The organism is Pseudomonas sp. KU43P, assembly GCF_033095865.1.
In the GTDB taxonomy this organism is placed as follows: Bacteria; Pseudomonadota; Gammaproteobacteria; order Pseudomonadales; family Pseudomonadaceae; genus Aquipseudomonas.
Window position 1 is genome coordinate 3,485,542 of the sequence record NZ_AP019365.1, and the last position, 14,766, is coordinate 3,500,307.

A 14,766-nucleotide genomic window follows, 5' to 3' on the forward strand; every position below is an offset into this window, starting at 1 on the left:
TTCAGAAAAATTGAATGTCATGGTCATGATATTCAAATTTCCATTACCTTGGCGACAAGCGAGCATAGGTCATCTTCCACCAAACCGGACCCTGACCATGCATACCCCTGTTGTCTTCATCGATGGCGACCAAGGCACCACCGGCCTGCAAATCCATGCCCGCCTGCAAGGTCGCGACGACCTGCAACTGCTGACCCTGCCCGAAGCGGAGCGCAAGGATCCGCAGCGCCGCAGCGACGCGATCAACAACGCCGACATCGCCCTGCTCTGCCTGCCCGACGACGCCGCCCGCGACGCGGTGGCGGCAATCCGCAACCCGGCGGTACGGGTGATCGACGCCAGCTCCGCGCACCGAACCACGCCAGGCTGGGTCTATGGCCTGCCTGAACTGGACGCACAGCAGGCCGAGCGCATCGCCCAGGCCACTCGCGTCAGCAACCCGGGTTGCTACCCCACCGGCGCCATCGCCCTGCTGCGCCCGCTGGTCAAGGCTGGCCTGCTGCCGGCCGACTACCCGCTGAGCATTCACGCCATCTCCGGCTATTCCGGTGGAGGCCGGGCAGCGGTCGAGCGCCATGAACAAGTGGATAATCAGGCGACGCCGAACCTGCAGGTGTACGGCCTGGAACTGGCGCACAAGCATGTGCCGGAAATCGAGCTGCACGCAGGCCTGTCGGCGCGGCCGGTGTTTCTGCCGGGATATGCCGCCTATCGCCAGGGCATCGTCCTGAGCATCCCGCTGCAACTGCGCCTGCTGCCAGGCCAGGTCAGCGCCGAAATGCTCCAGGCGTGCCTTGAGCGGCACTATCAGGGCGCCCGCCATGTGCAGGTCTGTGCGCTGCACCAGCACGGCCCTGCCGCTGCGCTCGACCCCGAGGCCCTGAACGACAGCAATGACCTGCGGCTGGCGCTCTACGCCAACCCCGAGCACGGCCAGGTCGTGCTGACTGCGGTGTTCGACAACTTGGGCAAAGGCGCCTCGGGCGCAGCGGTGCAGAACCTCGACCTGATGCTCGCAGCGCTGCAGGCACGAGGCTGACCCGGCAAAAAGGGTTTAGACTGTGCAGCCCGTGCCACCCCGGTGCGGGGTGATCCACCTGCAGCCGGAGCCCGTCCCCCGATGTTCATCCTGAGCCGCCTCGACAGCGTGCCGCCCGAGTCTTTCCAGAACCAGATCCGTGAGCTGGTGATCCACCACGTCGGCGACCTGAGCAGTGTCGCCATTCGTGCCGACAACCCGCTGTACCCGCTGTACCAGTATGGTGTCGGCATGGAGGTGCATCAGTACCTGCAGGCCATGGACGGCACCCGCGGCCTGGACGTGCAGCTCACGCTCGCGCTGGACGCCGAAGCGCCGGACCAGTTGCTGGGTTTCGCCCTGACCCTGCCCGCCCAGGACAACCCACAGGCCTGCGCGCTGGCCTTCCTCGCCGTGTTGCCTGGGCGCCGTCGTGAAGGTATCGCCCGCGCCCTGCTGGGCGATGTGCAGGCGCGCTTTGCCAGTGTCGAGCTGAATGCCTTTGCGCACCAGGTACCCTGGTTCGAGGCCATGGGCATGCAAGTGGTGGCGGCCAGCGGGCCGCAAGTGTTGATGAGCAGCACCGGGCTGGCCAGCGGGGCGTTGATTGGGCGGTTGGACATTGCACCGATCTACCAGACCCAAGAGGTGCATCAGATTCATACCTACCTGCTCAATCAGCAGGGGGAGGATGCGATGATCGAGGCCGAACAGCAGCGTGACGAGTGGCTGGATGAGTTGGCGGTGCTGGCGAAGGCATGCGTGAGGCAGCGCAAGACGGTGCATTGAGCGGATGGCCCTATCGCCGGCAAGCCGGCTCCCACAAGTAGATCACTGAGGCAATGGGTATCCTGTGGGAGCCGGCTTGCCGGCTCCCACAAGTAGATCCCTGAGGCAATGAGTATCCTGTGGGAGCCGGCTTGCCGGCTCCCATAAGTAGATCCCTGAGGCAATGAGTATCCTGTGGGAGCCGGCTTGCCGGCTCCCATAAGTAGATCCCTGAGGCAATGAGTATCCTGTGGGAGCCGGCTTGCCGGCGATAAGGCCGCAGTGGCCCGTCAGGCATGCACCCAGCGCCGATGCAGTCCGCGCGCCAGGGCATCGAGCACAAACCCCAGCACCCCGATCAGCAGCACCATCGCCATCAGCTCCGAATATGCCAGCCGGTCCCGGGTATCGAGAATGAAATACCCCAGCCCCGCACTCACCCCCAGCATCTCGCATGGCACCAGCACGATCCACAGGATCCCGATAGCCAACCGCACGCCGGTCAGCACGTGCCCGATCACCCCGGGAACGATCACCTTGCACAAGGTTTCCCAGCGTGTTGCACTGAGGCTGCGGCTGAGTTGCAACCAGCGCGGGTCTAGCTGACGCACGCCTGCAGCAGTGTTGAGCAGGATCGGCCACAAGGCGGCAAAGGCCAGCAGGAAGTAGATCGGCTGGTCGCCCACGCCCATCAGCATCACCACCACCGGCATCCACGACAGTGGCGAGATCATCCGCAGAAACTGGAACGCTGGCGTGGTCGCCGCCTCCAGGTGCCGATAGCTGCCTACCAGCAAACCCAACGGCACGCCGATCAGCAACGCCAGCAGCAAGCCGACCAGAATGCGCTTGAGGCTGACCCAGACATGCCCGTAGACCTCGCCCTGCCCCAGCAGCTCGATCAGGCTGGCCAGGGTGGCCTGGGGCGAAAAGCGCGCCGACAGGCCGTCGGCCTCGCCAAACACCGCAACCCCAGCCCACCACAACAGCAGCAAGCCCAGCAGACCGGCCAACCCCAGGCCGGCATGTACGACGTGCTTGCGCATCAGACCACGAACTCCTCGCTGCGCTCGAAGTTGTCGGCAATGCCAAACACCGACGGCCCGCCGTTGGCTTCGATGGCGTTGCGCACGAAGCGGTCGTCGACCAGGTCGCGGGCGGTGTGCGCCGGGTCCAGGGCGGCCAGGAAGCCGCTATCGCCTTCGATCAGGGTGTGCTTGAGGCGCTTGACCAGTTCCTCGGTGTAGCTGGGGAACGGGTACGGCTGGAAGTCGATGCGCTTCTCGTCCCATTGCTGGTGGCGGATGGCGCCGCTGGCGATATAGCCGGCGCGATCTTCTGCCGCCGGGGCCAGCACCTTGGTCAGCACCGCCGGCTCGTGCGGGGTGTACTTGTTGGGGCCGGCCTTGGACAACAGCGCGGCGGCTTCGGCGCGATGGTCACGGGTCCACTGCTGGGCCTTGACGATGGCGTTGACCACCTTCTGCGACCACTCGGGGCGGTTGTTCAGGTCGTGCTCGTGCATGAACACCACGCAGCAGGCATGGTTGCGCCAGACGTCACCGGTAAAGCGCTGCACACGGCCGACCTTGAGGTTCTCGGCGAGGGCGTTGAACGGTTCGGCGACGATATAGCCGGCAATGCGCTTGCTGGCCAAGGCCGGCGGCATGTCCGAAGGCGGCAGCACCAGCAGGTTGACCTCGTTGCCAGCCAGTTGTGCGTTGGCGGGTTTCGACACCGGGGTCAGGCCGTTGTCGTTGAGCATCTGCTGCAGCACCACGTTGTGGATCGAGTACCAGAACGGGATGGCCACGGTCTTGCCGCCCAGTTGCTTCATGTCGGTGATATCCGGCGCCACGGTCAGCCCCGACCCACCCACGTGGTTCCACGCCACCACTTTGGCCGGCACCTTGCTGCCATAGCGCGCCCAAACGGTCATCGGCGACAGCAGGTGAATGACGTTGACCTGGCCCGAGATGAACGCCTCGATCACCTGCGCCCAGCTACGCAGCAGCACCGGGCGCTCGGCCTTGATACCCTCGGCTTCGAACAGGCCGTTGTTGTGCGCCACCAGCAACGGCGTGGCGTCGGTGATCGGCAGGTAACCGATGCGCACCGGCGCGTCGGGTTCTGCGGCGGCGCGCGCCTGCAGGCTCGACAGCAGCGGTACGGCGCCGGCTGCGGTGAGCATGGCGCTGAGCTTGAGGAAATCACGACGCGAAGTGGTGGAACAGCAGTCATCCATGCACATGGACAGGCTCCGAAGGCAACGAGGTAGGGGAAGGTGCGGCTGTGCGGCTGGCCCGCCGTAGGGTTTTCATAATCTCGATGCGCAGCGCGCCCAGCTCCTCGACCCGCTGTGCCCGCGGTTGCGGCACGTCGATGGACCATTGGCCGAGGATGTGCGCTGGGTGGTTGCCCAGTAGCAGTACCCGGTCGGACAGCAGCAGGGCTTCGTCGATATCGTGGGTAATCAGCACCGCTGCGGTGTTGTGGGTGGCGATCAATTGCAGCAACAGTTGCTGCATGTCGGCGCGGGTCACTTCGTCCAGCGCGCCGAACGGCTCGTCGAGCAGCAGCACCTCAGGCTGGCGCGCCAGGCAGCGTGCCAGCGCCGTGCGCTGGGCCATGCCGCCAGACAACTGCGCCGGGTACTGGTTGCGCGCGTGGGCCAGGCCCACGGCGCTGATTGCATGGTCGATGCGCGCGCGGCGCTCGGCTGCGGCCAGCTTGGGCTGACGGGCGAAGTCCAGGCCGAAGGCGACGTTCTTTTCCAGGCTCAACCAAGGCAGCAGGCTTGGGTCCTGAAAGGCCACCGCCAGGCGCGGGTGCGGGCCCTGCAGGGCTTCGCCGTGCAAGGTCACGCTGCCGCCACGGGGCTGCTGCAAGCCGGCCAGCACCCGCAGCAGGCTGGATTTGCCCACACCGCTGGGGCCGAGGAGGGTCACCACCTCCCCTGGCGCGAGCTGCAGGTCGAAGCGCGCCAGCACCTCCTGCCAGCCTCCCTCGCGCGGGTAGCCCAGGCTGATACCACGGGCTTCGAGCAACGCGTGGCTCATGCGGCGGCCGCCTGGCGGTGCAGTTCAGCGCGCAGCTGCACCAGGCTCGGGGTGACGATGGGCACAAACGCCGACTCACGCCAGCGCCGCGCGAATCCTGCACCGAATTCGTCGAGGTAGGCCTTGCCGCCACTGGCCTGCAATTCCAGCTGCACGGCATCGGCAGCGCTTTCGGCGAGGGTGATGCGCAGCTTGAACAGCGCCGCCGGCTGGCCCTGGAAGCGCCCTTCGAGCAGGCCCTGCTTGAGCTCGGCCACGGTATTTTCCAGGCGCTCCTTGAGGACCTGGCGGTGCTCTTCGAGGAACGACAGGCGCCCATGCAGGTGCTCGTGCACTTCATCCAGCGAACGGCGCGCCAGGCCGATGGCCATGCCGCACTGCAGCGCGAGGAATGCCGGGCGCACCTTGGGCAGGAACTCACGGGCGTTCTCGTGTAGCAGCCAGTCGCGGCTCAGTTCCACCTGATGGAAGGCCAGGGCTGCGGTGTTGCTCGACTGCAGGCCCATCAGTTGCAGGTCGTCGGAGCGCTCGAGGCCGGTGCTTTCGGATGGGATCGCCAGCACGAACGGCGGGCCGCCCGCGTCATCCTCGATGGCCGCAGCCACCACGAAGCCGCTCTTGCGCAGGTTGGTCACCCAGTGCAGGCGCCCTTCCAGGGTCCAGCCCTCGGCTTCAGGGCGGCCACGCACCTGCAGCGCCTCGATGCCGGAGAGGAACTTCATGGCATTGGACAAACCGGTGGCACCGGCCAGTTCGCCAGTCAGCAGGCTCGGCAGCAAACGCTCGCGCAACGCCTGGTTGGGGCTCTGCAGCAAGTATTCGATGAAGGCACGCTGGCCCCAACAGACAAAAGCACTGGCCAGCGAACGGCTGGCAATGGCCGCGATGGCCTCGACAGCGTCAGTCACCGCACCGCCACTGCCCCCCAGCGCCGGGTCGACGCCAACGCGCAGCAGCTGCGATTCGGCGATCTGCGCCAGCACCAGCTGCGGATCGCACTGGCCCTGGTCGATGGCCTCGGCATTGGCATCCAGCCACTTGGCAAATGCAGCATCAAGCATATCCCTACTCCTTTTGATAACGCAGGCGCCACGGCACCCCACGCGGTTTATGCAGAAGGCTGCCAGCGGTACTTGCTCAGCTCGTCGTTGAGCGGCGTCTGGGCGAACACATTAGCAAAGTTGCACAAGGTTGCGAGGCTCACCCCGAGAATCACTTCCAGGGCGTTGCCCTCGGTGAAACCGGCTTCGCGGAACGCCTTATAGGTGGCCTCGCCCACATTGCCACGGGTGGCGATGACTTCGCGGGCGAACGCGGCCAGGGTTTCGTAGCGCGCATCCGGCAGTTCGCCACGGGCGCGCAGGGCATCGACCACTTCTGGTGGCAGCTTGGCCTTGTTCAGCGCAACGGCGGTGTGCCCGGCCACGCAAAAGTCGCAACCGTGCTGGGTGGCGGCAATCAGTTGCACCACTTCGCGCTCGGCCAGGGTCAGTTCGGACTTACCGTTCAAGGCGGAGACGGTCACGTAGGTTTCCAGCGCTGCCGGCGCGTTGGCCAGCACGCCCAGCAGGTTGGGGATGAAGCCGGAATTCTTCTGGGCGTTCTCGAGGAACGGACGGGCCGCTTCCGGGGCGCTCTGCAGAGTGTGTAGAGTAATGCGCGAGGACATGGAGTGGTCTCCTTCGGTGTGTGTGCGTACAGTCTGTTGGTTATAAGAATTCCCCTCCATATTCGTCAGTCGCCTTTCCTTGCTCCTGAGTCTTTACATTAGATGATTTCATCCAGCCCACTTGTCGATTGGTTATTAGAGGGCCTCGAGCTCGATGCCAGCCTGTTCCACGTCGGCCGCTACTGCGGAGGCTGGCATGCCAGCACCCAGGGCATGGGCCGAGCCAGTTTTCATCTGGTGGTGCAGGGGCATTGCTGGCTGCATGTCGATGGCCACACCGAGGCGGTGCGCCTGGAGGCCGGGGACGCGGTGTTCCTGTTGCGTGACCTGGGCTATCGCCTGTCCAGCGACCAGGACCCGCTGAGCGCATGCGCCCAGCCGCGGCTGACCATGCAAGCGCTTGATAGCAACGCGGCGGACGGCGTGGGGCTGGTGTGCGGGTTCTTCCACTTTCGCCCGGGGTTGTCGTCACTGATCGTCGAGGGGCTGGCAGACCACATCCTGTTGCGCGCCGATGAGCCGGCCGGGCATGCTGCGCGAGCGTTGTTCGGGCTGATCCTGGACGAATGCCAACGCCTGACGGCCCCGTCACAGACGTTGCTGGAACGGCTGACGCACTTATTGTTCCTGTATGTGCTGCGCCAGCAGGTGCATGCCGGGCGCTCGCTTGGCGGCCTGGTCGCCCTGGCCCGGCAGCCGGCATTCGCTGGCTTGCTGGAGCAGTTGATCGAGCAGCCTGGCCAGGCCTGGACGCTGGAGAGCATGGCGGCGTGCACAGGGTTGTCGCGGTCGGCGTTCTTCAAGCGCTTCAACGAACTGGCCGGGCAGTCGCCGGGGCAGGTGTTGCTGGCGTTGCGCATGCGCCATGCCTGCCAGTTGCTGCAGGCGGGCAATACCGTCGAACAGGTGGGGGCGCAGGTGGGGTATCAGTCGGTGGCGGCGTTTACCCGGGCGTTTGCCAAGGCAGTGGGGGTGCAGCCGGGGGCGTATCGGCGGCAGCATGAGGGGCGCTGAACGTCAGGTTGCCCGTACTGGCTCTATCGCCGGCAAGCCGCCTCCCACAGGCACGGCACAGAACTCACTGGCTGTGCTGTACCTGTGGGAGCCGGCTTGCCGGCGATAGGGCCGCTACAGCCATACCCGTCAAGCCTGGCTCGCCGGGATCCGTCGCTCGCCCATCCAGTCACTGACCTGCTGGCCAAACTCCGCCGGGGCCTTGCGCCCGAAGCGCCGCGCCAAGTCAAGGATGGTCTGCTGCGCCAGCGCTTCTTCCATGCGCTTCTGCGCCCCCTGCATCACCGCGTGAATCGCGCAGGTGCCTTCGGTCGCCCAGCCCGGTGGCGAGCCTGCGAACAGTGTGCAGCGCTCACGGATCTCGCGGCAGTCGAAGATCTTCTTCGGCCCGTCGATGGCATTGACGATGTCCAGCACGGTGATCTCGTCCGATGGCCGGGCCAGGCGGAAGCCGCCACGCACCCCTTCGGTGGCGACCACCAGCTTGGCTCGCGCCAGCTTGGTGAAGACCTTGGCCAGGTATTCCTGCGGCACCCCTTGCAGCTCGGCGAGGTCGCGCACGCTGGACTCGCGCGTATCACCGTGCTTGTCCACGAGGTAGAGCAGGCAATGGATGCCGTATTCGACGCCAGCACTGTAGAGCGACATTTCAATCTCCGACCAACTTTGTCGCAAATAATACGCCAGTAGCGCCGGGTAGCCAAGCAACAGAAGGCGCCTACCGACGCAGGGCCTTCACCTCCCCTTTCATGCCGTCCGTTTCACGCAAGTACTCCTGCAGCGAATCATCCATCGCCTGCATCCAGCGGGTATGGTGAGGCACCGCTTTGGTGCCTGTGATCACCGAGCGGTACGATCTGTCGCGATACCCCATGATGTCGTGCTTCTTGTCTTGCTTCCATTGAAGGAAGATGCGGTTGACCGCGTCGATATCGAAGCTCGGGTAATCCGTCTGCTCGATCAGGTGCTTGATGTAACGGCCTTGGAATTCATACATGGACGCCGTGGTTTCCAGGCGCTCCTCTTCCTCGCGCCAGTGCTTGCTGTCGGCTTGCATGGCCGCCTTGGCCGGCAGCTTGATGCGCCCGAGCATGTAGTCGCGGGCGAACCATGCCTGGGCGTCGAACAGGTTGAAGCTGTACCACAGGTCCTGCATGCCCAGGTAGAGCAACTGCGGGTTCTGCTCCCAGACCACGCCCCGGTAGAGCCCCGCCGGCCATAAGCGGTTGTTGGTCTTGAGGGTCATTTCATCGGGCAGGAACGGGAAGTGATGCTGGTAGCCCGTGCACAGAATGATCGAATCCACGCGCTTGCTGGACCCGTCGGCGAAGAACGCCAGGTCATTTTCGACCCGCACCAGTTGCGGGCGCTCTTCCCACCCCTTGGGCCACTTGTAGCCCATCGGCTGCGTACGGTAGGCCGTGGTGATCGAGCGCGCGCCGTACTTGTAGCATTGCGAACCGATGTCTTCGGCGGAGTAGCTGCTACCGACGATGAGCAGGTCCTGGCCTTTGAATTCCACCGCCTCGCGAAAATCGTGGGCATGCAGGATACGCCCGGTGAAACGCTCGAAGCCTTCGAACTCCGGCACGTGCGGCGTGGAGAAGTGCCCGCTGGCCACCACCACGTAATCGAACACCTGCTCGATACCCACCCCTGCACCGTAATCATGGGCGCTGACGGTGAACGTACGCGTGCTCTCATCGAAGCTGACATGCTTGACCACGGTGTTGAAACGGATGTAGTCGCGCACCCCGGCCTTTTTAACCCGGCCCTGAATGTAGTCCCACAGCACCTCGCGCGGCGGATAGGAGGAAATCGGCCGCCCGAAGTGCTCATCGAAGCTGTAGTCGGCAAATTCCAGACACTCCTTGGGGCCGTTGGACCACAGGTAGCGGTACATGCTGCCATGCACCGGCTCGCCATGCTGGTCGAGGCCGGTACGCCAGGTGTAGTTCCACATACCGCCCCAGTCGGCCTGCTTTTCGAAGCAGACGATTTCCGGCATGGGTGCGCCCTGGGCATGGGCAGACTGGAACGCACGCAGTTGTGCAAGGCCGGACGGGCCGGCACCGATGATAGCTACACGAAGAGTCATAGTGATTCCTGAACAGTTGAACGCTGAAAAAATGCAAAGGCTCCCCAACCCCGAACGGCAAATGGCCGGGGTGGAGCAATTCAGGCATTACGGTGCAGGTGGAGGGACGGGGCGCTTGCGCATCTGGCGCAGCAGTATGTTGGCGGGTGGAATCGACAACACATGAAACAGGCTTGAAAGCGGGGAGAGGGTCATGGGGGTGGGCCCGTATCCATCGGCGCAGGGCGCGAAATGGGGGCCTGAGGGGCGCAAGATACGTGTGATCTCGTACATAGGGGGCTGAAATGGCCTCTTTTCTTTGTGGTTTCTTTTTTATCTATAACGGATGGGGGTGGGGATATCAAGGTTTGAGGCCCTACCGCCCGCCAGCCACTGCGCAACAGACCGATGAGCTGCCTGATCGTCGGGAAGAAAAAACTTGCAAACAATAACTACGACCAATAAAGTCGTAGTTATTCGAGCGACACTCACCGTGTGATCGAAGCCCCCTTTTCTCCCTGTACGACTTTTGCGGAGCACCTGCATGAAATCCAACATCCTGATCATCGGTGCCGGTTTCGCCGGCGTATGGAGCGCCCTCAGCGCTGCCCGCCTGCTCGACCAGGCCCAGCGCAACGACCTGAGCATCAGCGTGCTGGCACCGCAGCCGGAGCTGCACATTCGCCCGCGTCTCTACGAGGCCAACGCCCACACCTTGAAGGCCCCCGTGGATGAACTGTTCGAAGCCGTGGGCGTACGCTTCATCAGCGGCAGCGCCGAGGCCATCGACGCCGATGCACGCAGCGTGCGCTACACCGACAGCAACGGCCAGCAGCAACACATCGACTACGACCGCCTGATCCTCGCCGCCGGCAGCCAAGTCGCACGCCCGGCCGTCCCGGGCCTGGCCGAGCACACCTTCGATGTCGACCAGATGGCCTCGGCCATACGCCTTGAACAGCACCTGGCCAGCCTGGCCGCCCTGCCCGATACGCCGGCGCGCAACACCGTGGTGGTGTGTGGGGGTGGTTTCACCGGCATCGAGACCGCGACCGAGATGCCCGAACGCCTGCGCGCCCTGCTCGGTGACTGCAAGGTGCGTGTGCTGCTGGTCGACCGTGGCGCCAGCATTGGCGCGGCATTGGGCGAAGGGATCAAACCGTCGATCGTCGCTGCGTCCGAGCACGCTGGCGTGGAATGGCTGACCGGTTCCTCGGTGGTAGCCGTCGATGCCGGCGGCGTGACCCTCGACAACGGTGACTACATCGCCAGCAAGACGGTGATCTGGACCGTCGGTGTCCAGGCCAGCCCGCTGACCGCCCAGGTTGCCGGCGAACGTGACCGCCTCGGCCGTCTCAAGGTCGACGACCACCTCAAGGTGGTGGGCCAGCAGCACATCTACGCTACCGGCGATACCGCCTGGGCGGCCGTTGACGAGATCGGCAACCACGCCCTGATGACCTGCCAGCACGCCATTCCCATGGGCCGCCATAGTGGCAACAACGCCATGGCCGACTTGCTCGGCGTGCAGCCGGTGATCTATCGCCAGCCCAAGTACGTGACCTGCCTCGACCTCGGTGAATGGGGCGCGGCGTACAGCGAAGGCTGGGAGCGCGAGCTGAAGCTGCATGGGCAGGAAGGCAAAGACCTGAAACGCCAGATCAACACGGTCTGGATCTACCCGCCAGCTGCCGACCGCGCTGTGGCATTGGCAGCGGCAGACCCGCATATCGCCATCGTTTGACGCAAAATCCTGGCAAATCCGTCAACTAATGACGGATTTGCCTTTTTTTGTCGGGTTATTGAATAAGTGGTCAATGATGATGGCCATGTGTCATCATTCAAATCAAAAAGCATGCAAGAGGGTGAGGCACACACTTAAATCCGCAGCGCATCGAGAGCCTGGCATCACCTGCTGACCCAGCCCTCCGTCCATGCTCTTGACGCCTGCACGCCAACGTCAAGGAGCATTCCATGCAGTTACGGAATATGAAGATCGGCATTCGCGCTGCCAGCGTATTCGCCCTGTTGGGCATCCTGGTCCTGTCCATGGGCCTTCTCGCACTCTACGAAACCCGCCAGATGGACAAGGCCACGGACGAGATCCGTGTGACCTGGATCCCTGCCGTGGTCGCCCTCAGTGAAATCAGCAGCAACCTTGGCCGCGCTCGCGCGATCACTTTGCGTGCCGCACTGGATGACGACGCCAGTGAGCGGGCACGCAACATCGAACTGCTCAAAGGTATCAAGACCGAGCTCGACCGTGGCCTCAAGGACTACGAGGACACCATCATCGCTGCCGATGACCGTGCCCTGTTCGATGCCTTCACCACTGCCCGTCAGCACTACTTCAACCTGCAGGCCGAGGTGCTGCAGGACATCACCAACAACCGCTCGGCCGAGGCCAGGCAACAGATCAGCGGGCCGCTCTCCCAGTACGCCGATACCATGATGAAGGCCCTGACTGCGCTGATCGCGTACAACGGCAACGGTGCCGAAGAAGCCTCACAACGCAGCAGCAATGTAGCGGACCAGGCTTTCATCGCCATCATCGGTTCACTGTTGGTGATCATGCTCGCCCTGGCCACCATCGCCACCCTGCTCACCCGCAGCATCGTCATACCGCTGGCCGATGCGGTGGCCGTGGCCGAACGCGTGGCCACCGGCGACCTGACCCAGGACATCCGCGTCACCGGCCGCGACGAACCCGCCTTGCTGCTGCGGGCACTGAGCCGCATGCAGGCCAGCCTGCGTGACACCATTCGCAAGATCGCTGCCTCCTCCGACCAACTGGCCTCGGCCTCGGAAGAGCTGCATACCGTTACCGAGGACACCAGCCGCGGCCTGCACCAGCAAAGCGCGGAGATCGACCAGGCGGCCACCGCCGTCAACCAGATGACCGCTGCCGTGGAAGAGGTGGCGAACAACGCGGTGAGCACTGCCGATGCCTCCCAGGGTGCGGACCGCACGACGCGCGATGGGCGTGACCAGGTAAATCAGGCGCTGGCCTCGCTGCAGCACCTGGTGACGGATGTGACCGGCACTGCTGCCGAGATCGAACAGCTTGCCAGCAACGCCAACGAGATCAGCCGGGTGCTGGACGTGATCGGCGCGATTGCCGGGCAGACCAACCTGCTGGCCTTGAACGCCGCCATCGAAGCCGCGCGCGCCGGTGAGGCCGGCCGTGGTTTTGCCGTGGTGGCCGATGAGGTACGTGCCCTCGCCCATCGCACCCAGCAGTCGACGGCGGAGATCGAGCAGATGATCGCAGGGATCCAGAACGGCACCGAGCGTGCGGTGACAGCCATGCACAGCAGCCAGGGGCGGGCCACCGGCACGCTGGAAGTGGCTGAAGGGGCCGGGCAGGCGTTGGAGGTGATTGCCGAGGCGATCGCGTCGATCAACCAGCGCAACCTGGTGATCGCGAGTGCGTCGGAGCAGCAGGCGCAGGTGGCGAGGGAGGTGGATCGCAACCTGGTCAACATTCGCGACCTGGCGATGCAGACGTCGGCGGGGGCGAATCAGACCAGTGCGGCGGCGCAGGATCTGTCGCGCTTGGCAGTGGATCTGAATGGGATGGTGGCGCAGTTCAAGGTTTGATCTGAAATAGCTGGGGCCGCTTTGCGGCCCATCGCCGGCAAGCCGGCTTCCACAGGTACGGCACAGAGCTCACTGGCTGTGCTGTACCTGTGGAAGCCGGCTTGCCGGCGATGGGCTGCAAAGCAGCCCCCTTCACAAATCACTCGCTAACGCTGACCGCCCGCACAACCTTCTCGGCAGCCTTGCCCCGGGTAGCCAGGCAGTAATACAGCGGCACCGTCACCACCAGGCCAAACAGCCACGACAAGTCAGCCCCTTCGACAATGTTCGAATACGGCCCCACATACAGCGACGTATTGGCAAACGGCAACTGCACCAGGATCCCGCACGCATAGGCAATGATCGCGTGGTGATTGAAGCGCCCATAAATGCCGCCATCGGCGCTGAAGATCGAGGCAATGTCGTACTGCCCCTTCTTGATCAGGTAGAAATCGATCAGGTTGATCGAAGCCCACGGCACCAGCACCAGCAGCAGTGCCAGAATCAGCCCGATGAACTGCCCGATGAAGCCTGCCGAGGCATTCAGCGCCACCATGCCGCACGCCAGCAGAATCACCGATGCCAGGATCACCCGCACCTTGATGCTGGGCGTCCACTGGGCAAAGAAGGTCTGGATGGCGGTGACGATCGACAGCACCGCGCCATACAGGTTGAGGGCGTTATGGCTGATGATATTGAGCAGGAACAGCACCATCAGGATCGGGCCCAGCCAGCCGGTGGCCTGCTTGACCGCGTCCATCGCGTCGGTGCCTTCCGGCACGCACAGCACGGCGACCGCACCGAAGCTGAAGCACAGGATGGTGCCCAGGGTGGCGCCGAAATAGGTCGCCCAGAATGGCCTGGCGATGCCCACTTCCTTGGGCAGGTATCGCGAGTAGTCGGAGGTGTAGGGCGAGAAGCTGATCTGCCAGATGGTGCCCAGCGACACGGTGGCAACGAAGCCCGACAGGTTGAACGCGCCGCGGCTGAAGAAATCACCCGGCAGCGCCTGGGTGAACATCATGATGAAGCCTGCCAGCAGCGCCGAACCCATTACCCAGGTGCCGATGCGGTTCAGGGTATGGATGAAGCGATAGCCGATCACGCCAATGGCCGTAGCGCTCAGGGCACCGATGACGATAGCCGTGGGCATCGGCACGCTGGGCGCAATGCCGTGGATCGACTTGCCCGCCAGCACGATGTTGGAGATGAAGAAGCCGACATAGATCAGCGCGGTGAAGAACACGATCAGCAGCGCACCATAGCGGCCGAACTGGCCGCGGCTCTGGACCATCTGCGGAATGCCCAGCTGCGGTCCCTGCGCAGAGGCCAGGGCGATGACCACCCCCCCCAGAAGATGACCCAGCACGATGGCGATCAGGCCCCACAACAGGTTCAGGTGGAACACCTGCACCACCATGGCGCCGGTGACGATGGGCAGAGGCGCGATGTTGGTACTGAACCAGAGGGTGAACAGGTCGCGCGCCTTCCCATGGCGCTCGGCAGGTGGAACGTAATCGACCGTGTGATTCTCGACAAACTGGTGTTGCGACGACGGTTGGGACATGGTTTTCAGCTCGAA

13 protein-coding genes are annotated in these 14,766 nt (G+C 64.0%); 5 read left to right on the forward strand and 8 right to left on the reverse strand.

Annotated features, from left to right (window positions below):
- The first annotated feature begins 97 nt into the window (after positions 1 to 97).
- Together argC and KU43P_RS15755 are read left to right on the forward strand one after the other, a co-directional pair.
- A complete protein-coding gene (argC, locus tag KU43P_RS15750) occupies positions 98 to 1,039 on the forward strand; it encodes an N-acetyl-gamma-glutamyl-phosphate reductase (RefSeq protein WP_317658294.1) in 942 nt (313 codons plus the stop codon).
- An 81-nt stretch (positions 1,040 to 1,120) separates the two neighbouring features.
- Positions 1,121 to 1,807 (forward strand): GNAT family N-acetyltransferase, encoded by a 687-nt coding sequence (locus tag KU43P_RS15755; protein WP_317658295.1) that lies wholly within the window; start codon positions 1,121 to 1,123, stop codon positions 1,805 to 1,807.
- Between the two features lie 269 nt (positions 1,808 to 2,076).
- Here KU43P_RS15755 and KU43P_RS15760 read toward each other — a convergent pair whose 3' ends face one another.
- From KU43P_RS15760 to KU43P_RS15780, 5 genes are read right to left on the reverse strand one after another with little or no spacing between them, the layout of a single operon-like run.
- Complete coding sequence (locus KU43P_RS15760) at positions 2,077 to 2,832, reverse strand: ABC transporter permease (RefSeq protein WP_317658296.1); 756 nt, start codon at positions 2,830 to 2,832, stop codon at positions 2,077 to 2,079.
- Positions 2,832 to 4,037, reverse strand: coding sequence for an ABC transporter substrate-binding protein (locus tag KU43P_RS15765; protein WP_317658297.1), 1,206 nt, complete (start codon positions 4,035 to 4,037; stop codon positions 2,832 to 2,834). Before KU43P_RS15765 ends, KU43P_RS15760 begins: the two co-directional genes overlap by 1 nt.
- Positions 4,024 to 4,845 carry an ABC transporter ATP-binding protein gene (locus KU43P_RS15770; RefSeq protein WP_317658298.1) on the reverse strand — a complete coding sequence of 274 codons (822 nt, stop codon included), beginning with the start codon at positions 4,843 to 4,845 and terminating at the stop codon, positions 4,024 to 4,026. Before KU43P_RS15770 ends, KU43P_RS15765 begins: the two co-directional genes overlap by 14 nt.
- Positions 4,842 to 5,906 (reverse strand): acyl-CoA dehydrogenase family protein, encoded by a 1,065-nt coding sequence (locus KU43P_RS15775; protein ID WP_317658299.1) that lies wholly within the window; start codon positions 5,904 to 5,906, stop codon positions 4,842 to 4,844. The genes KU43P_RS15770 and KU43P_RS15775 overlap by 4 nt, the downstream gene beginning before the upstream one ends.
- 47 nt (positions 5,907 to 5,953) lie before the next feature.
- A complete protein-coding gene (locus tag KU43P_RS15780) occupies positions 5,954 to 6,514 on the reverse strand; it encodes a carboxymuconolactone decarboxylase family protein (RefSeq protein ID WP_317658300.1) in 561 nt (186 codons plus the stop codon).
- A gap of 102 nt (positions 6,515 to 6,616) precedes the next feature.
- Here KU43P_RS15780 and KU43P_RS15785 point away from each other — a divergent pair, with 102 nt between their 5' ends.
- Complete coding sequence (locus KU43P_RS15785) at positions 6,617 to 7,528, forward strand: AraC family transcriptional regulator (protein ID WP_317658301.1); 912 nt, start codon at positions 6,617 to 6,619, stop codon at positions 7,526 to 7,528.
- A 129-nt stretch (positions 7,529 to 7,657) separates the two neighbouring features.
- Here the strand turns inward: KU43P_RS15785 and KU43P_RS15790 are convergent, their stop codons facing one another.
- Together KU43P_RS15790 and KU43P_RS15795 are read right to left on the reverse strand one after the other, a co-directional pair.
- Complete coding sequence (locus tag KU43P_RS15790; protein ID WP_317658302.1) at positions 7,658 to 8,176, reverse strand: RrF2 family transcriptional regulator; 519 nt, start codon at positions 8,174 to 8,176, stop codon at positions 7,658 to 7,660.
- A 70-nt stretch (positions 8,177 to 8,246) separates the two neighbouring features.
- Positions 8,247 to 9,626, reverse strand: a complete 1,380-nt coding sequence (locus tag KU43P_RS15795) for an NAD(P)-binding domain-containing protein (RefSeq protein ID WP_317658303.1) — start codon at positions 9,624 to 9,626, stop codon at positions 8,247 to 8,249.
- Positions 9,627 to 10,149: 523 nt separating this feature from the next.
- On the opposite strand from KU43P_RS15795, the gene KU43P_RS15800 reads away from it, so the two are divergent.
- Entirely contained in the window at positions 10,150 to 11,349 is a 1,200-nt protein-coding gene (locus tag KU43P_RS15800; RefSeq protein ID WP_317658304.1) for an NAD(P)/FAD-dependent oxidoreductase, read from the forward strand.
- 230 nt (positions 11,350 to 11,579) lie between these two features.
- Complete coding sequence (locus KU43P_RS15805; protein WP_317658305.1) at positions 11,580 to 13,205, forward strand: methyl-accepting chemotaxis protein; 1,626 nt, start codon at positions 11,580 to 11,582, stop codon at positions 13,203 to 13,205.
- 139 nt (positions 13,206 to 13,344) lie between these two features.
- Here the strand turns inward: KU43P_RS15805 and KU43P_RS15810 are convergent, their stop codons facing one another.
- Positions 13,345 to 14,751, reverse strand: coding sequence for a purine-cytosine permease family protein (locus KU43P_RS15810; RefSeq protein ID WP_317658306.1), 1,407 nt, complete (start codon positions 14,749 to 14,751; stop codon positions 13,345 to 13,347).
- Between the last annotated feature and the right edge of the window lie 15 nt (positions 14,752 to 14,766).